The 18,980-nt window shown below is 64.0% G+C and carries 17 protein-coding genes; all 17 read right to left on the bottom strand.

All coding sequences use genetic code 11. The annotated features are described in order from the left end of the window. Nucleotides 1-117 precede the first annotated feature (117 nt). The gene (locus tag JKP78_RS21490) at nt 118-1,482 is read right to left on the bottom strand and encodes a sigma-54-dependent transcriptional regulator (protein WP_186688750.1); all 1,365 of its coding nucleotides are present in this window, start codon (nt 1,480-1,482) and stop codon (nt 118-120) included. Further along, a complete protein-coding gene (locus tag JKP78_RS21485; protein ID WP_186688747.1) occupies nt 1,479-2,696 on the bottom strand; it encodes a sensor histidine kinase in 1,218 nt (405 codons plus the stop codon). The genes JKP78_RS21490 and JKP78_RS21485 overlap by 4 nt, the downstream gene beginning before the upstream one ends. Nucleotides 2,697-2,882: 186 nt before the next feature. Continuing rightward, nucleotides 2,883-4,358, bottom strand: coding sequence for a transcriptional regulator FleQ (gene fleQ, locus JKP78_RS21480; RefSeq protein WP_170031117.1), 1,476 nt, complete (start codon nt 4,356-4,358; stop codon nt 2,883-2,885). A gap of 169 nt (nt 4,359-4,527) precedes the next feature. Beyond that, nucleotides 4,528-4,824, bottom strand: a complete 297-nt coding sequence (locus tag JKP78_RS21475) for a flagellar protein FliT (protein WP_170031119.1) — start codon at nt 4,822-4,824, stop codon at nt 4,528-4,530. A 12-nt stretch (nt 4,825-4,836) separates the two neighbouring features. Next, nucleotides 4,837-5,232, bottom strand: a complete 396-nt coding sequence (fliS, locus tag JKP78_RS21470; protein WP_170031121.1) for a flagellar export chaperone FliS — start codon at nt 5,230-5,232, stop codon at nt 4,837-4,839. A gap of 143 nt (nt 5,233-5,375) precedes the next feature. After that, nucleotides 5,376-6,776 carry a flagellar filament capping protein FliD gene (gene fliD / locus JKP78_RS21465; protein WP_170031123.1) on the bottom strand — a complete coding sequence of 467 codons (1,401 nt, stop codon included), beginning with the start codon at nt 6,774-6,776 and terminating at the stop codon, nt 5,376-5,378. 80 nt (nt 6,777-6,856) lie between these two features. Continuing rightward, complete coding sequence (locus JKP78_RS21460; RefSeq protein ID WP_170031125.1) at nt 6,857-7,234, bottom strand: flagellar protein FlaG; 378 nt, start codon at nt 7,232-7,234, stop codon at nt 6,857-6,859. 73 nt (nt 7,235-7,307) lie between these two features. Further along, the gene (locus JKP78_RS21455; protein ID WP_170031127.1) at nt 7,308-8,159 is read right to left on the bottom strand and encodes a flagellin domain-containing protein; all 852 of its coding nucleotides are present in this window, start codon (nt 8,157-8,159) and stop codon (nt 7,308-7,310) included. Between the two features lie 252 nt (nt 8,160-8,411). Then, on the bottom strand, nt 8,412-9,347 hold the full coding sequence (locus tag JKP78_RS21450) for a ketoacyl-ACP synthase III (RefSeq protein WP_170031129.1): 936 nt from the start codon (nt 9,345-9,347) through the stop codon (nt 8,412-8,414). A gap of 308 nt (nt 9,348-9,655) precedes the next feature. Continuing rightward, the gene (locus tag JKP78_RS21445; protein ID WP_200627558.1) at nt 9,656-12,553 is read right to left on the bottom strand and encodes a TIGR00180 family glycosyltransferase; all 2,898 of its coding nucleotides are present in this window, start codon (nt 12,551-12,553) and stop codon (nt 9,656-9,658) included. A 33-nt stretch (nt 12,554-12,586) separates the two neighbouring features. Further along, on the bottom strand, nt 12,587-13,327 hold the full coding sequence (locus JKP78_RS21440; RefSeq protein WP_200627557.1) for a cephalosporin hydroxylase family protein: 741 nt from the start codon (nt 13,325-13,327) through the stop codon (nt 12,587-12,589). 20 nt (nt 13,328-13,347) lie between these two features. Further along, complete coding sequence (locus JKP78_RS21435) at nt 13,348-14,415, bottom strand: class I SAM-dependent methyltransferase (protein WP_200627556.1); 1,068 nt, start codon at nt 14,413-14,415, stop codon at nt 13,348-13,350. Next, nucleotides 14,405-15,283, bottom strand: a complete 879-nt coding sequence (locus tag JKP78_RS21430) for an NAD-dependent epimerase/dehydratase family protein (RefSeq protein WP_200627555.1) — start codon at nt 15,281-15,283, stop codon at nt 14,405-14,407. The genes JKP78_RS21435 and JKP78_RS21430 overlap by 11 nt, the downstream gene beginning before the upstream one ends. Then, nucleotides 15,280-16,506, bottom strand: a complete 1,227-nt coding sequence (locus JKP78_RS21425; protein ID WP_200627554.1) for a class I SAM-dependent methyltransferase — start codon at nt 16,504-16,506, stop codon at nt 15,280-15,282. Before JKP78_RS21425 ends, JKP78_RS21430 begins: the two co-directional genes overlap by 4 nt. Continuing rightward, nucleotides 16,503-17,063: a dTDP-4-dehydrorhamnose 3,5-epimerase family protein gene (locus tag JKP78_RS21420; RefSeq protein WP_170031141.1), complete on the bottom strand. Its 561-nt coding sequence runs from the start codon at nt 17,061-17,063 to the stop codon at nt 16,503-16,505. The genes JKP78_RS21425 and JKP78_RS21420 overlap by 4 nt, the downstream gene beginning before the upstream one ends. Continuing rightward, nucleotides 17,060-18,142, bottom strand: coding sequence for a CDP-glucose 4,6-dehydratase (gene rfbG, locus JKP78_RS21415; RefSeq protein ID WP_200627553.1), 1,083 nt, complete (start codon nt 18,140-18,142; stop codon nt 17,060-17,062). Before rfbG ends, JKP78_RS21420 begins: the two co-directional genes overlap by 4 nt. Continuing rightward, nucleotides 18,124-18,897, bottom strand: coding sequence for a glucose-1-phosphate cytidylyltransferase (gene rfbF / locus JKP78_RS21410; protein ID WP_170031145.1), 774 nt, complete (start codon nt 18,895-18,897; stop codon nt 18,124-18,126). The genes rfbG and rfbF overlap by 19 nt, the downstream gene beginning before the upstream one ends. Nucleotides 18,898-18,980 lie beyond the last annotated feature (83 nt).

Below are 18,980 nucleotides of genomic sequence, written 5' to 3'. Positions count from 1 at the left end.
TTTTCCTGACGACCAGGCAAGCCAGCGCCCGCAGCAACCGCTCACGGCTTCAGGGCTGCGCTGTACTTGTGGGAGCCGGCTTGCCGGTGATGGGGCACGAAGCGGCGCTGCTGGTCTTCAGCCGAACAGGCTGGCCTCGACGTCAAACCCGGCATCGCGCATTTGCGCCAGCTTGTAGCGCAAGGTGCGGGGGCTGATCCCCAGGCGCTCAGCCGCTTCTTTGCGCCGGCCACGCTCGGCGCGCAGGGTATCGATGATCATCTGGTACTCGTGACGGCGCATGTCATCACCCAAGCCGCCGGCTTCGACCGCCGCCTCGGGCGGCGCCTCGCTGCCGGCCGACAATGGAATGGCGCCCGCCAGACAAAAATCCGCCGCCTCGATCACGCCACCCTGCTGCAGGATCAGCGCCCGCTGCAAGGCGTTGTCCAGTTCACGCACGTTGCCCGGCCAGGCATATGCCTGCAGGCAGGCACGAGCCTCGGGCGACAGGCGCACCGGCGCATGCTTCATCTTGGCCACATGGCGGGCCAGCAGCCGCTCGGCCAGTTGCAGGATGTCGCCCGGGCGTTCGCGCAGCGGGCGCCAGGCCAGGGGGAACACCGACAGGCGGTAGAACAGGTCTTCGCGGAAACGCCCTGCCGCCACTTCGCCGGCCAGGTCGCGGTTGGTGGTCGCCAGCACGCGGATGTCCAGGCTGATCGGCTTGCGCCCGCCTACCCGCTCGACTTCACGCTCCTGCAGCACCCGCAGCAGCTTGGCCTGCAGGGCCAGCGGCATTTCCGAAATTTCGTCGAGCAGCAAGGTGCCGCCTTCGGCCTGCTCGAACTTGCCGGCCTGGGCGGCGATGGCGCCGGTGAAGGCGCCCTTCTCGTGGCCGAACAAGGTAGCCTCGAGCATGTTGTCGGGAATGGCCGCGCAGTTGATCGCCACGAATGGTTGCGTAGCCCGTGGCGATTGCTGGTGAATGTAGCGTGCCAGCACTTCCTTGCCGGTGCCGGACTCCCCCGAAATCAGCACGGTCGAGTCGCTGCGCGCCACGCGCGCGGCCAGCTCCAGCAACTGCCGGCTGGCCGGCTCGCAAGCTACCGGGCCCTCTTCGTCGGCCGCCCCCAGTCGTCCGGCAGCATGGCGCTCGACCAGGCTGAGCAGGGCCTTGGGCTCGAATGGCTTGACCAGATAATCGACGGCGCCCTGGCGCATGGCCTCGACGGCACGCTCCACTGCAGCATGCGCGGTCATCAACAACACCGGCAGTTGCGGCTGCTGGCGGCGCAGCTCGGTCAGCAGCTGGTGCCCGTCCATGCCAGGCATGTTCACATCGCTGACCACCAGGCTGAAGGCCTCAGCGTGCACTGCCTCCAGCGCTTCTTCGGCACTGCCCACCGCCTGGTAGGCGAAACCGCCGATGGTCAGGGTATCGCCCAACGCCTGGCGCAAGACCCGATCGTCTTCCACCAACAGCACCTTGATCACCGTCATGCGCCCTCCGCCAACTGCCCGTCGATCAACGGCAGCTCTACCCGCACGCAGGTACCACGGCCAACTTTCGAACGCAGGCTGAGGGCGCCCTGGTGCGCGCGCACCACGGCCTTGACCACGGCCAGGCCCAGGCCGGTGCCAGTGGCCCGGGTAGTCAGAAACGGCTCGCCCAGGCGCCCGAGCAAGTCTGCGTCGATGCCGCTGCCGGCGTCGCTCACGCACAGGTGCAGGGTGCGCTGGCGACGGAACAGGTGCACCTTCAGCCGCGCCGGGCCGTCGCTGGCCTGCAGGGCATTCTCGATCAGGTTGAGCAAGGCACCGACCAGGGTATCGCGGTTGCACAGCAACTCGCCCAGGTGGCTGTCGCACTGCCAACGCACGGCATGCCCCTGCACATGCACCTGGGCTGCCTGCTGCAGCGCCTGGAACAATGCCTTCGGCGTTATCCGCTCACCCAGCGGCAATTCGCCCCGGGCAAACACCAGCATGTCGCGTACCTGGTGCTCCAGTTCATGCAGGCGCTCTTTCAGGGTGCCGGCAAAACGCAGGCGGGTTTCCGCGTTCAGGTCTTGTTCGGGGTCGGCCAGGTGGCTGGCGTAGAGCATCGCCGCCGACAGCGGCGTGCGGATCTGGTGGGCCAGCGAGGCGACCATGCGCCCGAGCGACGACAGGCGCTCATGGCGGGCCAACTGGTCTTGCAGGCGACGGGTTTCAGTCAGGTCGTTGAGCAGCACCAGCTGACCGGGTTCGGCATCCAGCGAGCGGGTGGCAATCGACAGGCGGCGGCCATCACGCAGCGAGACTTCGTGGCCGTCGTCCTTGCGCGGGGCAAAGCTGCGGGCGATCACCTGGCGCCACAGCTGGCCGATCAGCGGCTCACCGAGCAGTTCACTGGCGGCCGGGTTGGCTTCACGCACCAGACCCTGGCCATCGATCACGATCACCCCGCCTGGCAGCAGGTCGAGCAGGTTCTGCAGGCGGTTGGCCAGGCGCTCCTTTTCGCTCAGCTCGGCAATGCGCTGGGCACTGACGACCGCCAGCTCACCCTTGAGTTCGCTGACCCGCGCTTCGAGCAGGCTGTAGGACTGGCTCAGCTGGCTGGACACCTGATTGAACAGGGCAAAGGCTTGTTCGACGCCCTGGCGGCTGTCCTGCTCGACCAGGGATTGCCCCTGCGCAAAGGGGGCTCGGGATACGTGGGCGGCCTGGGGCATCGTGCTCTCTCGCGTGGCTGACCGTCATAAAAACGGTATGTTGCCAGCGGTGTAGCAATAGCCGTGCCGGAGATGGGGGTTTAGTGCAGGGCGTGGGTATTGTGGTGGGCGGAAATAGAGCGCCGCCCGCGCGGCGCTCGATCCAACAGGCACCGGAAAGACCAAGGCGAACACCCGCCCCAGCCATCAATCCTCCGCCTGCTCCTCGCCGCCCTGGCGGCTCATACCATACTTGCGCATCTTCTCGACCAGGGTGGTGCGACGAATGCGCAGACGCTCGGCCGCACGGGCGACGATACCGTTGGCATCGTCCAGTGCCTGCTGGATCAGGCCCTGCTCCAGGCTACCAAGGTAGTCCTTGAGGTCCAGGCCCTCGGGCGGCAGCATCGCGTGGTTGCTGAAGTTCGGCGTATGGCCGTTGATGGCCACGCGCTCTTCCAAGTCGCTGCGCAGGCTATCGACCATCTGCTCGTCTTCATCATCGACGTAGCGGAATTTCTTCGGCAGCTCGGATACGCCGATCACCCCATATGGATGCATGATCGCCATGCGCTCGACCAGGTTGGCCAGTTCACGCACGTTGCCCGGCCAGCCATGCCGGCACAGCGACATGATCGCGGCAGAGTTGAAGCGGATGGAACCGCGCTTCTCGTGCTCCATGCGCGAAATCAGCTCGTTCATCAGCAGCGGGATGTCTTCCACCCGCTCGCGCAGTGGTGCCATCTCGATCGGGAACACGTTCAGGCGATAGTATAGGTCTTCACGGAACGTGCCGTCCTCGATCATGGTCTCGAGGTTCTTGTGGGTCGCGGCGATGATGCGCACATCGATGCTCTGGGTCTTGTTGCTACCCACCCGTTCGAAGGTGCGCTCCTGCAGCACGCGCAACAGCTTGACCTGCATCGGCAACGGCATGTCGCCGATTTCGTCGAGGAACAGGGTACCGCCGTTGGCCAGCTCGAAACGCCCGGCACGGCTGGTGATGGCGCCGGTGAAGGCGCCCTTCTCGTGGCCGAACAGTTCGCTTTCCAGCAGCTCGGCCGGGATCGCCCCGCAATTGACCGGTACGAACGGCGCTTCACGGCGCTTGGAGTGGTAGTGGAGGTTGCGTGCCACCACTTCCTTACCGGTCCCGGACTCACCAAGAATCAGCACGCTGGCATCGGTATCGGCCACTTGCTGCATCATTTGCCGCACGTGCTGGATGGCACGGCTGGTGCCGACCAGGCTGCGGAACAGGTTGGGTTCGCGCTGGCGGCCACGCTCGCGCGCCTGGTCATACATCTCGCGATAGACCTGGGCGCGGTGCAGCGAATCCAGCAACTGGCTGTAGCTTGGCGGCATTTCCAGGTTGGAAAGGATTCGGCGGCGGAGGTCTTCCGGAAACTCCACAGAAGAAATTTCACCTAAAAGCAGAACCGGAAGGAACTCATCCCACCCTGCCACGGTCTTAACGAGCCCAAGGAGATTGCCCGGAGCATTCACAGCACCGATGAGCACGCACAGCACTTCACGACTCGAAGACAAAGGCTCGACCACTTGCTGCCAGTCCTGGCTGGAGCAAGCGAGGTTTTCTTCGCCCAGGAAGTTAAGCACCACCGCGAGATCGCGGCGGCGGGCGCTGTCGTCATCGATCAGCAGAATCTTGGTTTCACGCCACATGCAATAGCAACTTCCCTAGTCATATCGGCGCCCAGCAGGGGCGTGTTCGACATCATTCCGACTGAATGGTCAGTGTTCGGACGTCTGAAATTCGAAAACAGCCACTAGTAAAGTCAAAAAACACCAGCCAGTCAAATTAATGGCGCATGGCTTTTGGCAACATCTGTGGTCACGAGAACAAATGGTATACCTTCGCGGCATTTTTCGCCTGACGGATTTTCGTCATTTCTTCGACCAGGGATTGACGTTCGCCACTTGCAACTTCAATTAATTGGCGATAAACGCTCAATAATTGCTCAAGGCTGGCACTGACATCGGCCTCGTTGCCCTTTGCCTCGGTCAGCATGTCGCTGATGCGCAAGCGGCACTCCAGGTCCAACTCTCCCACCGCTTCCCAATCACGGTTGGCCAGCGCCGCCAGTAGCAGCTCCCGGGTTTGCTCGATTCGGGCGATTACTTCGCTCATGTCACTCCTTTGTCAGGAAGCCGCCGACTGATCGCCGATTGCGTCCCAACCTTCCTTCACAGTGATCAGCAGGCGTGCCACTTCATCGATGATAGCGGGGTCACCCTTGGCGTTGGCCTCGATCAAGCGACGACTCATGTAGGTATACAAGCTGTCCAGGTCGGCCAGGCTGTCGGCGTGGTTTTCCAGGTCCAGGCCTTCGCGCAGCCCGCCGATGATGTCGATGGCCTTGCCGATGAGGATACCCCGTTGCGCGACGTCATTGCGCGCAATCGCCCCCTTGGCCTGCGCCATGCGGTCCAGGCCGCCCTGCATGAGCATCTGCACCAGACGGTGCGGGCTGGCTTCGGACGTTTGCGCCACACCATTGACTTTCTGGTACTGCCGAAGGGCCAACATCGGGTTCATGGATCTACCTCGTTGCTGCAAAAAAGATTGCTTGTACCTGTGTATCGCCGGGCCGTCAAAAAACTTTAGGCGGACAATAGAAAAGCCCGACACGCCTGCTGAGGCCGTCGGGCTTTTTTTACGTTACCGCACTACCGTTGCGATCAGGAGTTCTTGGCCTGCGCGTTGAGCGCATCGAACACCGACTTGATCTGGTTGGCCTGGGCATTGAGCTTGGCCACCGCGGTATCCATCGCGACGAACTTCTTGGTCAGCGACTCGGTCAGCGACTCGGTGCGACGCTCCAGCGCCAGCTGCTGATCGGCCAGGTTCTTGGCTACCTTGTCCAGGCTGGCCTTGCGCGTGGCCAGGCTGCCATCGGTGGAGTTGTAGGGGTCAATGGCCTTGTTCATGCGCTCGAAGATGCCATTGGTACCGGTGAACAGCTCCTGCACCTCCGCACCCAGCTTCTTGTCGTTCATGGCCGCGTTGAACTTGGTGGAGTTGAACTCCAGGGTGCCATCCTTGGTGGTGTTGATGCCCAGCTGGCTCAGGGTGGTCAGCTGGCTGCCTGCGCCCACTTCGGAAAGCACCTTGCGGATATCGTTGACCAGCGAACGGGTGGTCGGGTCGTTGGTCAATGGCCCCAGCACCAGGTTGTCGTCGGCATCTCGCGAGGTGGAGGTCAGCGAGGTGATTGCCTTTTGCAGGGTGTTGTAGGCATCGACGAACGACTGGACGGACTTCTGCAGCCCCTCATTGTCAGCCGCCACCGTGATGCTGGTGCTGGTGCCAGCAGCGGAAACGCCGGTCAACTCCAGCGTCATGCCGCTGATGGCGCTGTCGATGGTGTTCTTCGCACTGGTGACCTTCAGGCCGTCAATGGTCAGCTCGGCATCATGAGCCGGATCGGTGATGTAGCCGGCCCCCGTGCCGGACATCTTGACGGTGCCATCGATCTGCAGTTCGGGAATACCGCTGAGCGAAATGTCCGAGCCCGTCCCGGTGGTGGTGGAGGTGAGCACCAGCCGCGCGCCACCCTCGGCATTGACGATGTTGGCCGAGACGCCCTGGACGTTGAGTTCCTTGTTGATCTGGTCGCGCACGCTTTCCAGGGTGGCGCCACTGGCGATGTCGATGTTCCAGTTGTTGCCACCCTGGCTCACGGTCAGCTGGCCAGCAGTGATGGCCGAGGTCGAACCGCCGGCGAATTGCTGGCTGGCAACCTTGGAGCTGGTGGCCATCTTGTCGACCACGATGGAGTAGCTACCGGCCACCGCCTTGTTGCTGGAGGTGACCTTGATCACCGCCTCGTTGGCCGACTTGGCGGAGTAGGCGTTGAACGACGGCGCGTTCGGATCGTTGAGCTTCTTCATGGCGTCCTGGAACGCCGTCAGGGCACTGCGCAGCGAGCCCACACCAGAAATCATTGCGGCGTTGTTGCTGGTCTGCCGGGTAATCTGCGCCTTTTTCGCCGCAGTGTCGGCACTTACCAGCGCCTGGACCATTTCGGTGATGTTCAGCCCGGTACCCAGACCGATACTGGAGACAATGCTACTCGCCATGACCGTTATCCCTCTCTGCAATCGTCAGCTCCGCTCCTGCGAAGGCCGACATGGAACGCCCCTGAAGCATTCGTCGCCAATCAGGCCTTGGCGTCGAACAAAAGACTGTTTACATCGCTCAGGCTGTGAGCAATCCGCAATGCCTCTTCCGAGGGCAACTGGCGAATCAGCTCTCCAGTCTCGCTGGCGATGACCTTGACCACGATCTTGCCGGATTCTTCGTCCGTGGAGAATTCCAGGTTACGACGGGTCGAACTGAGAAACTTCTCGATTTCCGAAACGGCCTGCTTCACCTTTTCGGCATCATGTGCACTTTCCGCAGCGGTGACTGCCTTGGGTTCCAGCGTATCGCTGTTGCCACGCGGCGCTTCGGCCGAGCGGGTGACCGGCTTGTCGACGGCCGGGTCGGCCGGACGAGCGGTCGGGTAGGACAGGTTAAGCTTGACGCTCATGTCCATGTTTTGCCACCTCGCAATGAAAAAGCGGGGGAAGCGCCTGAATGCGCACTCCCCCGCCGGTCACCATCAGCGATTACTGAAGCAGCTTCAGTACGGCGGACGGCAGCTGGTTGGCCTGAGCCAGAACCGAAGTGGAAGCTTGCTGCAGGGTCTGCTGCTTGGTCAGCTGGGCAGTTTCAGCAGCGAAGTCGGTGTCCTGTACACGGCCACGAGCGGCTTCGGCGTTTTCGTTGATGTTCTGCAGGTTGTTGACGGTGCTGGTCAGACGGTTCTGCGAAGCACCCAGGTCAGCACGGGTGGTGTTGATGGTTTGCAGAGCGGCGTCGATGGCGTCCAGAGCAGCGTTCATGCTGGCTTCGGCTTCGGCGCTGGTCGAACCGGTGATGGCGATGGAAGCCGAGTCAACGCTCAGGGTCTGGGCGTCGAAACCGCTGTCCAGGCTGATGCTGATCTGGTTGTTGGCACCGGAGTTGGAACCGACCTGGAAGGTCAGGACGCCAGCGGTACCGTCCAGCAGGTTCTTGCCGTTCAGCTGGGTCGACTTGGCGATACGGCTCAGCTCGTCGGACATTTGTGCGAACTCTTTGTTCAGAGCTTCACGGTCCTTGGTGCTGTTCGAGTCGTTTCGCGACTGGACTGCCAGTTCACGCATACGCTGCAGGATGTTGGTCTGCTCTTGCATCGCGCCTTCAGCGGTCTGGGCGATGGAGATACCGTCGTTGGCGTTTTTGATCGCCATGGTCTGACCACGGATCTGCGAGGTCATGCGGGTAGCGATCTGCAGGCCGGCGGCGTCGTCTTTGGCGCTGTTGATTTTCAGGCCGGAGGACAGACGGGTCATCGAGGTGCTCAGTGCATCGGAAGCACGGTTCAGGTTTTTCTGAACGCCCAGAGAGGTGGTGTTGGTGTTAACGGTCAAAGCCATGACGAATTCCTCGTTGGATTGGGTACTACGGCTTCCGGCCTTGGCAAATCGCCGGGTGTGGCACAGAGAACCTTCGTAATAGTTATCTTCGTCAGGGCGGGTTTCTTTAGCGGTTTTTCGAAAAAAATTACTGGCAACCTGCCACCCCAATGAAATCAAGGAGTTGACGCCAGATTACAGGCGCCAAAAGGCAGCCACGGAGGAAAAAAAACGCCGCCTGAAGGCGGCGGCGTCTAGATCAGCGCTGTGCGCTCAGTCACGTCGCTCGATGATCGCCGAGCCCCAGGACAGGCCCACACCGAAACCACTCAAGGCCACCCGCTTGTGCTGGGAGCCGAGTACGTGCTTCTCGAGCAGCAGCGGAATGCTCGACGACACGGTATTGCCGGTCTCGACCATGTCCTTGACGAATTTCTGCTTGTGCTCGCCCTCGACGAAGCGCGCCGAGACCGCATCGACGATCGCCGCGCTGCCCTGGTGCAGGCAGTACAAGTCGATGTCGCCCGGCTGCAGGGCACTGGCTTCCAGCAGTTGCTGCAAATGCGCCGGCACTTTCACCAGGGCGAAGTTGTAGACCTGGCGGCCGTTCATGAAGAACTTGCCATCGGTGGTGCGCAGGTGCTCGGCCCCGGCGCCGTCACTGCCGAACAGCGACTTGCCCAGCTGCCAGGCAGCGCCCTCGCCCATCCAGGTAGCGGTGGCGGCATCGCCGAACAGCATGGTGGTGTTGCGGTCTTCGGGGTCGACGATCTTCGAATAGGGATCGGCGGTGATCAGCAGGCCATTTTTCAGCCCGGCGGCTTCCATGAAGCCTTTCATCGCATACAGGCCATAGACATAGCCAGAGCAGCCCAGCGAGATGTCGAAGGCAGCCACGGCAGTCGACAGGCCAAGCTTGTGCTGGACGATCGCCGCAGTGTGCGGCAGGCCTTCGGCATCACCGTTCTGGGTGACCACGATCACCGCATCGATGGCTGCCGGGTCAAGCGATGGATTGGCAGCGAACAGGTTCTTCGCGGCCTCGACGCAAAGGTCGGAGGTTTCCTGGGCAGCTTCCTTGCGCGGCAAGAAGGTCGAACCGATCTTGCCGAAGATGAAATCCTGGTCCTTGCCGAATTTCGCGCCCTGGGCGTAGTTGTCCACGCCTTCAGTGGGCACGTAACTGGCGATGCTTTTAATGCCAATCATATGGCTTCCCAATTCAGTAACAGCGAAATACCCGCCAGGGCCAAACGGCAAAACGCCAGGCGATACGGGTGGCTCCCGATCCCTGACGGCTTGTCCGGGGGCGACGCGGCGGTTCCCGGTTTCGACAATATACAGTGAAGATGCGCGTTCTGACTCTTAAGTCACGCTCTTTTTGTCGAATCGACAAAGTGGGCAAGTCGGGCCGCCTGGCGGCCCGGTGCGGGTGAGCCCGCTCCCACGGATTCGATCGCGCCATCAGACACTGCGCGATCCCGGGCGGGAGCGGGGGCTGCCAGGCAGCCCGGCGATCAAGCGATCAGCGCCTGCCACTCGACCCGGCTGTGCGGGTCCAGGGTGAACAGCGCCGCGCCGCGGCTGTGCCCGGCGTTGTAGAACGGGTCCTGCGCCTGCGGGGCACACGGCAGTGCATCCACCTGGCCATGGCGCACCACCTGCGCCTGGGGCGTCCACACCACCAACAGCCCGGCCTCGGACACGCTCAGGCAGGCTGCCACCTGGGCGGCGCGAATGCTCGCTGCCTGTTCATCCAGCCCGCCCAGCGCCCGCAGCACTTCGGCCCGCACCATCAGGCAACCCGACACCGCCGAGACGTTGTGCTCCACCTGCAAGCGCTGCAGGTAGCCCGGCGCATCCTTGGCCAGGCCCTGGAACGCCGGGCGGATGCCCGTCTCGCCCGCCAGCACCAGCCCGGCCTCGACCACCTTGCCGTCGCTGCCCAGCAGCTTGCCGCCAACCACCCCGACCTCGGGGCGCTGGGCCTGGTTGAGCAGGCCTTCCAGCCAGTTGGCATTGAGCACTTCGGCGTCACTGTCGAGCATCACCAGGTAGTCGCCCTGCGCCTCACGGCTGGCCAGGTTGAGCATGGCGACCGGCGCCATGGCCTGCTCGCTGCGGATAACCCGTACCCGGCTGCCGGCAGCCGCCAGGCTGGCCAGCCATTCGCGCAACTGCGGCGACTGGCTGGCGTTGTCGGCAATGATGATCTCGTGGTTCTGGTAACGCGTGCGTTGCAGCACGCTGACCAGGCATCTCTGCAAGGCTTCAGCATTGTCCTGGCAGTGCAGCAGGATCGAGACCGCCGGGCGCTCGGCATGCCGATAGTCGATCTGGTGAGTGCCCGGGTGTACCGAACCCACCGTGGCCGCATAGCCACGCTGGGCCAGACGGCGGGTCAGCACCGCCCGCTCCTGGTCCTGGCTGTCGAGCGCGGGGGCGTTGCAGATCAACAGCGGCTCGGCAAGGTGCGCCAGGCCGGCCAGGCCTTGCTCGCCGATCATGCGCAGCAACAGGTCGAACTCCAGCGCCAGCGGGTACTGGCTGTCGAAGCCACCTGCCGCCAGCAGCAAGTCACGGCGCAGCAACCAGTGACGCGCCATCACCCCGGGTACGCTCTGCAGCAGGTCGAGACTGGTGCCAGGGCGGAGCACCTCACGCAGACGGCCATCCGCCTGCACCTGGATTTCATCCATGGCCACCGCGCGAATGCCTTCGGCACCCAGCAGTTCAAGGCTAGCCCGCAGCAAGCCGCTGGCGGTGAAACGATCGCCGGCTTCGGCCAGCACCACCCAGTCGGTATCCAGCTGGGCGACCGCCTGGTTGATCTGGCGTACGTGGTCGTTGCTGTCGACCTTGACGAAGTGCACGGTCTGCCCGGCATTGGTCACCATGGGCAAGTCGCCGCTGGTCAGCACCACCACCTTGAACCGGCGGCACGGGCCAGCCATCAGGCTGTCGAAGGTGGCCTGCAGCTGGTCCATCTGCGCGTCCAGGTCGAGCAGCACGATACCAAAGCTCGGGCCACCGTCTGCTGCCGCCAGGCGCTGCCGGGCCAGGCTGGCCTGCTCGGCGTCCGGCGTACGCGCTTCGAGCCAGTCCAGCAACTGCCCGGAGGGGAGCGATGCGAGCAGCGCCTGGCTGTCATAGCTCGGCAATGCCGCGAGCCGGGCCAGCCAGGGCCGTAGCGGTGCGGCCTCGGCTTCGTCACCGGCTGCCTCCAGCGAGGCCAGCAGGCGCTCCACCACCACCCGGTTGAACGGGCTCAGGGCCAATGCCTGCCACAGTCGCGCACGGATGGTGCGCTCGTTGTCATTGGCATTGACCTGCATCAGCGCCTGCTGACGCACCAGGATCGCTTCGAGCTCACGCAGCTGGATACGCCCGCAAGGCATGGCATGGATGAGGAATTCCAGCTGTGCCAGCAGATCGAACATCGGCTGGTTGTAGAACGGCATCTCGACGAACTGCTGTTTGCCGAAGATGCGCAATGGCTCGGGGCTCGGCACGTTCCAGCGCGAGGTGATGATCATGCAGCCATGCAGGGCGCGACCGCTGAGCAAGCCCTCGGCCATGGCCTGGAAGCCTTCCAGCGCTACCTGTTGCACCCGTTCGGCACCGAGGCCGCTGAGCGCGGTCGGGATCGAGGCGAGAAACGCGGCGAACTGCTCGCGTTCCTGGCGGCTGCGCTCGTCACGGTTGGCCAGCACGGTGAGCACGTTGGTGTTGTGGTCCGACCCCCCCAGGTTGGCTTCACGCACCGCGTACGGAATCGGCAGGATACGCGCCTTGGCGTTGGCCAGCAGGTAGAAGGTATGGCCAATTTCCTGCCACTCGAAGCTGGTGTTCGCCGGCAGCAGCGCATACCACTGCTGCAGCAGGTCGGTACGGGTGACCGCGTAGAACGGCGGCAGGAACTGGCCCATGAACTCGACCAGGCGCTGGGCAGGATCGTCGCTGCAGTAGTCTTCCTGCACGCGTTTGTCACGCCGATAGAAGTGCACCTCGGTGCCGTGCCCCACGTACATCATGCCGTAGCCATGGCACACGCCGTAGTCCGTGTGCTGCTCAAGGAACTGCACCGACTGGGCCATGCCATCGAACAGCAGGAAGTCGTCGTCTGCGGCGAAGGTCATGAACGGCGTGCGCACTTCGTTCACGCCATAGGCGAGCTTGTCCTGCAGCCCTTTGTAGGTGTACTGCGGCAGGTGGCGGTAATCCACCTGCGGGTAGTCCGCCTGCAGGGTGGCGTCAGCCTGGCTGGAAGAGTCTAGCACGAGGATGCTCGCCGGGAAGTCGCGATAATAGTGCAAGGCCCGACGCAGGAACGCCGGGCGGTTATGGGTGATCAACACCACGGTGAAACGCTCGCGCAGCGAGCGGTCGATGAGCGGGGTATCCTGAAGCTGCATGAAGACCTTCCTGCTGGTGACCTTGGGTAACAATCAGCGCACGCGGCGCAGGTAGCCGTCCGGCGCCACGGTCAGCAGCAGCTTGTCCTGCACCTGGCGGTCGATGGTGAAGTCGCTGTTCTCTTTCAGGTACTGCCACACCGCGGTCTTCGGATTGTCGCCATGGCCCCATGGACGGTCCGGGAAGAAGTCGGCCGGCATGTCCTCGACCACGGTGTCCATCACCACGCAGTAGCTGTCCACCGACACCAGCGGCGCATAGGCACGGAGTTCTTCGAGCACGTGGTCGTGGGTGTGGTTGGAGTCGAGCACCACGATGACCTTCTTGCCTTCGGCCAGCTGGCGTACCTTGGCGACCATCTCCGGGGCGATGCTCGAACCTTCGAACATGGTGATGCGGTGCGCCATCGGGTGCTCTTCGATGGCCTTGCGGTTGTGCGGGCGGATGTCGACGTCGATGCCCAGCACCTCGCCATGGCCCAGCAGTTGCAGCAGCGAAGCGTAGTAGATGATCGAACCGCCATGGGCGATGCCGCACTCGATGATCAGGTCCGGCTGGATGCGCCACACCAGTTCCTGCATGGCAATCATGTCCTGGGGCAGCTGGATGATCGGCCGGCCCATCCACGAGAAATGGTAGCTGTACTTGTGCTTGGCCGATTCGTTGAACAGGTCCCGTGCCAGGCCCTGGAGCTTCTGGTCCTGGCCCTGGGCGGCGATCTGCTCGTTGCACTCGGCGATGAAGGCCTGGTGGACGTTGTTGTTGTCAGTCATGGAAGCGGTCTCTGCAAAGGTCATTGGAACGCGGCATCATCGACCGCGTGGTAGACGAAACGGTTGCCGGTGTCGCGGCGGATCTCGTCCAGGTAGTTGGAATTCATCACGAAGATCTGCGCCCCGTCCGGCAGGCTGGCCAACGCCTCTTCGGGCGACGACACGCGCAAGCCGCTGAGTGGCAGGTGGCGGCCCTGCTTGGCCGGGTTGATGTCGATCACGTGGTCGACCTGCACGCCGGCACGCTGCAAGTACAGCGAATAGATCACGCCCTTGGACGATGCCCCCCAGATCGCCGCACCGCGCCCGGCATGCTCGCGCAACAACGCCTGGCCGCGTTCGAGGCTGGCGCTGAAGCCGGCCGGCAACTGCAGGCGCTGGCCATCGAAAGCCGGCACCCGCAGGCTGGCCAGGTCGGCGACGATGTACAGGTACTGGCCGTTGAACAGGTGGCCGGCGTCCAGCACCGTGCCAAAGCAGCGGCGCAGGTCATCCAGGCGGAAGTAGTTGACGTGCTCGTAGAACAGGTCGAACCAGGCGCGGTGGTCGAGGATCCAGTCCAGGCACGGCACTTCGATGTAGATCAGCCCCCCCTGGTTGGCATCGGCGATGGCCGCGAGGAACGCCAGCGGGTCGGCGATATGCTCCAGTACATGACGCAACACCACGGCATCGGCCGACAGTCCCAGCGCACGGGTGAACGGCGCCTTGATCACCTCCGGGTTGTCGCCTTCGTAGGCCGGGTCGATGCCGGTTACCCGATGCCCGCGCTGGCGCAGCAATTCAAGGAAGTAACCCTTGCCACAACCCACCTCGATCAGGCGCTTGCCGGCAAAGTAGCGGGCGATCAGCCGTTCTACTTCATCCAGGTGACGCTGGAACGCCGGGGACAGGGCCTGCTCGTTCTGGTAGTCGCTGTCATAGCTCAACAAGGACGCGTCGAAGGCCTGGTTGTAGACCAGGCCAGTGCGCTCATCCTGGACCAGGCACATGTCGCCACTGGCCGACGCGCGTGCGCTGGTGGCATCGGCGAAGGTACGGTTCTGCAGCACGGGCAGGCCGGCTGCGCGGTACAACTCATAGGCCATGGGGCGCTCCTTGGGCAGCCAGCAGTTGCTCGAGTCGGTCAGTCACGGCCCAGAACGCCATGGGCTCGTGGCTCGGATAGGGGTAATGACCCAGGTTCAGCACCAGCTCGGCCCCACGCTCGCGCAGGCGCTGTTCGACCAGGCTGCGTACCGCTACCGGTCGGCCGCTGGCGCAGTTCACCACACCGGAGAACCCCGCGCAGTGCAACAGGCCGGCCAACTGGCGTGCCGCCTCGGTGACGGGCTGGAAGTCGCGCAGCTGCTCGCCCGCGGACATGTCGAACACCGCCGCCTTGCTGTCGATGGCGCGATCGAGTGCAGCCAGCAGGCTGTTGGGGTTCTGGCCTTCACCATGCAGGTAGAACAAGCGCGCCCATTGCAAGGTGAACGGTCGGTGCATCTGCAACGCCTGGAGGAACTGATGCAGGCTGTGCTTGGCCAGGCCATAGGGGTTGGCCGGGCGCGCCAGGCAGTGTTCGTCCAGCGGGCCGCTCTGCATGCCGTATTCGAAGCAAGTGCCGGTGACCAATACCTGCGCCACGCCAGCCTCGACCGCATGCTTGACGAAGCGATAGTCGGCCATCAGGTTCTGCTCAAGGTGGAACAGCGCCTGGTAATTCGGCAGCCCCGGCCAGGCCAGGTGGGCCAGTGCATCGATACCGTCGACCCAGCTGGCGACCTGCCCGGCATCCGCCAGCTGCAGGTCACCAGCGACGAACTGCACCTGGTCGAACCACGGCATGCTGCGCGCCCGCTCCAGGTCACGCGCCAGGGCGCGCACCCGACAACCGCGGGCCAGTAGTTGCGCCACCAGATGGCTGCCAACGAAACCGGTGGCCCCCGTCACCAGCACATGCAGTGCGCTCATAGCACGGTCAACTCGGGCACGGCGATGACGAAGCGACCGCCCCACTCACGGATGCCGGCCTGCTGTTCGCTGACTTCGCGCAGCAGGTTCCACGGCAGCACCAGCACATAGTCCGGTTGCTCTTCGGCCAGGCGTTCGGGTGCCACCACCGGGATGCGGCTGCCGGGCAGGAACTTGCCCTGCTTGTGCGGGTTGGCATCGGCCACCCACGCCAGCAGGTCGGCCTTGACCCCGGCATAGTTGAGCAAGGTATTGCCCTTGGCGGCGGCGCCGTAGCCGACCACCCGCTTGCCGGCGGCCTTGGCATCCAGCAGGAAGCGCAGCAGTTGCAGCTTGATGCGCTCGGCGGCCGGCGCCAGGGTGGCGTAGAAGCCGGGGCTACGCACGCCCACCTCCTCTTCCAGCGCCAGCAGGCTGGCGACAGTCGGTTCCACGGCGCGGCGCTGGCCATCGGCTCGCTGCACGAACACCCGCAGCGAGCCACCATGGGTCGACAGCTCCTGCACGTCGAACAGTTCCAGGCCGTTGCGCTGGCAGAGGATCTGCACCGCGGTCAGCGACAGGTAGGAATAGTGCTCGTGGTACAGCGTGTCGAACTGGTGCTGGGCGATCAGCGACAGCAGGTGCGGGAATTCGAAGGTGGCCACGCCGCTCGGCTTGAGCAAGCTGGCGAAACCGCCGAGGAAGTCATTGATGTCCGGCACATGGGCAAGCACGTTGTTGGCTGCCATCAGGTCGGCGCCCCAGCCCTCGGCCAGCAGTTGCGCGGCCACGGCGCGGCCAAAGAACACCTCGCGGATTTCCAGGCCCTTGGCCCGCGCCGCCTCGGCGGTGCTGCGGGTTGGCTCGACGCCCAGGCAGGGAATGCCGCGCCGGGCCACGTACTGCAGCAGGTAGCCATCGTTGGCGGCAATTTCCACCACGCGGCTGTCGGCATTCAGCCCGAAGCGCTCGGTCATGCTCGCCACATAGGCTTCGGCATGGGCCAGCCAGGAGCTGGAATAGGAGCTGAAGTAGGCATAGTCGGCGTCGAACAGCTGCTCGGCGCGGGTGTAGTCCTCGGTCTGCACCAGCCAGCATTGCTCGCATACCGCGACTTTCAACGGCACCCATTGCTCCGCCTCGGCCAGTTGCTCGGGGCGCAGGTAGGCATTGGAGGGCGGCGAGGTACCCAAATCGATCAACGGCAGGTGCAAGACACTGCCACAACCACGGCAATTCATACGGTCACTCCGGTAAAGCGGTCGTCCAGCCAGGGGTGCTGCTCATCCCGGGCCGAGAGGTTGATCACGGGCAGCGGCCAGGCAATGGCCAGGCGCGGGTCGAGCACCGACAGCCCGCCTTCATGCTCCGGGGCGTAGTCGGCGCTGTGCAGGTACAGCAGCTCGGCGTCGTCGCTCAAGGCCTGGAAGCCGTGGGCGCAGCCAGCCGGCACCAGCAGGCTGCTGCCCTGGCCGGCCTCGAGGTGCTCGGCATGCCAGTGCAGGAAGGTCGGCGAGCCGGCACGCAGATCGACCACCACATCCCATACCGCACCTTGCAGGCAGGTGATGTACTTGCTCTCCGGTTGCGGCCCGGCCTGGTAATGCAGGCCGCGCACGCTGCCGCGCTGGCGGGTCAGCGAGCGGTTGATCTGGCGGATGTGGAATGGCGCGCCGAAGCGCTCCAGGCTGTCTTCGCAGTACAACCGCGAAAAAGCGCCACGGGCGTCTTCGACACGGCGATGTTCGATGCGCGCCAGGCCCGGCAACGGCAAGGGGTGCAGGCGGTACTGGCTCACAGCGACTCCTGGTACAGGCTCAGCTGGGTCAGGCTCACCGCACGCATGTCCATGCCCTTGTGCCAGGCAAGGTGCCAGCCCAGGGTGCGCTCGATGCATTCCTCGAGTGCCCAGCGCGGGCGCCAGGCCAGCAGCTGGCGGGCACGCGAGCTGTCCAGGCGCAGCAAACCGGCTTCGTGCATGTCGCTCTGCTCGAAGCTGACGCCGGGCGCCTGCGGCCAGCGGTCGGCCAGCAACTGCACCACCTCGCCGACGCTGCACATGTCATCGTCACCGGGGCCGAAGTTCCACGCGCCGGCAAAGCGCTGGCCCTGCTGATAAAGGCTCGCGGCCAGCTGCAGGTAGCCGGCCAGCGGCTCCAGCACGTGCTGCCAGGGGCGCACGGCCGCGGGGAAGCGCAGGGTCACCGGGTCACCGGCGGTCCACGCCTTGAGCACGTCGGGGATCAGCCGCTCGGGCGAGAAGTCGCCGCCGCCCAGCACGTTGCCGGCCCGTGCGGTGGCAAGGCTCAGGCCATGCTCGGCATGGCGCTCGGCCGGGAAGAACGATGCGGCGTAAGATTGCGCGAGGATCTCGCAGCAGGCCTTGCTGCTGCTATAGGGGTCGTGCCCGCCCAACGCTTCGTTCTCGCGATAGGGCCAGGGCCATTCCTGGTTGGCGTACACCTTGTCGGTGGTGACCACCACGCAGGCGCGCACGCCACCGGTCTGGCGCACGGCTTCGAGCAGGTTGAGGGTACCCATGACATTGGTCGAATAGGTGCCCAGCGGATCGCGGTAGCTTTCGCGCACCAGTGGTTGCGCCGCCAGGTGCAGGACGATCTCCGGCTGTACTTCGGCGACCAGCTCCAGCAGCACGCCAAGGTCGCGGATGTCGCCACGGCGGTCATCGATGCCCTCGCCGACCCGTGCCAGCTCGAACAGGCTCGGCTCGGTCGCAGGGTCGAGGGCAAAGCCGGTGACCCGGGCGCCCAGGCTGTGCAGCCAGAGCGCCAGCCAGCTGCCCTTGAAACCGGTATGGCCGGTGAGCAGAACGCGTTTGCCAGCCCAGAACGCAGGGCTCAGTCCCACTGCTTCCATGGCGCCTCCCCGCTGTTCCACAACTGTTCCAGGTGGTTCTTGTCCCGCAGGGTGTCCATCGGGTGCCAGAAGCCCTCATGGGCAAAGGCATGCAATTGCCCCTCATGGGCCAGGCGCGACAGCGGCTCGGCCTCCCACGAGGTGGCATCGCCGTCGATGTAGGGCAGCACCTCGGGCGACAGCACGAAGAAGCCACCATTGATCCAGCCGCCATCACCGCGCGGTTTCTCGGTAAAGCCCAGCACCTGGTCGCCATCGCGCTGCAGGGCACCGTAGCGACCAGGTGGCTGCACCGCCGTGACCGTGGCGAACTTGCCGTGGCCGTGGTGGAAATCGACCAGCGCGCCGATATCGATGTCGGACACGCCATCACCGTAGGTGAAGCAGAACGCCTTCTCGCCTTCCAGGTAACGTGCGGCGCGGCGCAGTCGGCCACCAGTCATGGTTTCTTCACCGGTGTCTACCAGGGTCACGCGCCAAGGCTCGCTGTAGTTCTGATGCACGTCCATGCGGTTGGCGCGCATGTCGAAGGTGACGTCGGAGGTGTGCAGGAAGTAGTTGGCGAAGAAGTCCTTGATCGCATAGCCCTTGTAGCCCAGGCAAATCACGAAGTCATGGATACCGTGCGCCGAATACTGCTTCATGATGTGCCAAAGAATTGGCTTGCCACCGATCTCGATCATCGGTTTGGGCTTGAGGTGCGACTCTTCGCTGATACGCGTGCCGAGACCACCCGCCAGAATGACTGCCTTCATCGATTTCCTCTTGTACTTCGCGCCCCTTGCAACGCCAGGGCGAAGGATTTATGGCGATATCGATGGGGTACTGCAGGAAATGC

Origin of the sequence: Pseudomonas sp. LAM2023 (assembly GCF_016620375.1) — a bacterium.
In the GTDB taxonomy this organism is placed as follows: domain Bacteria; phylum Pseudomonadota; class Gammaproteobacteria; order Pseudomonadales; family Pseudomonadaceae; genus Aquipseudomonas; species Aquipseudomonas anuradhapurensis.
This window is presented reverse-complemented; position numbering and strand designations above follow the sequence as displayed.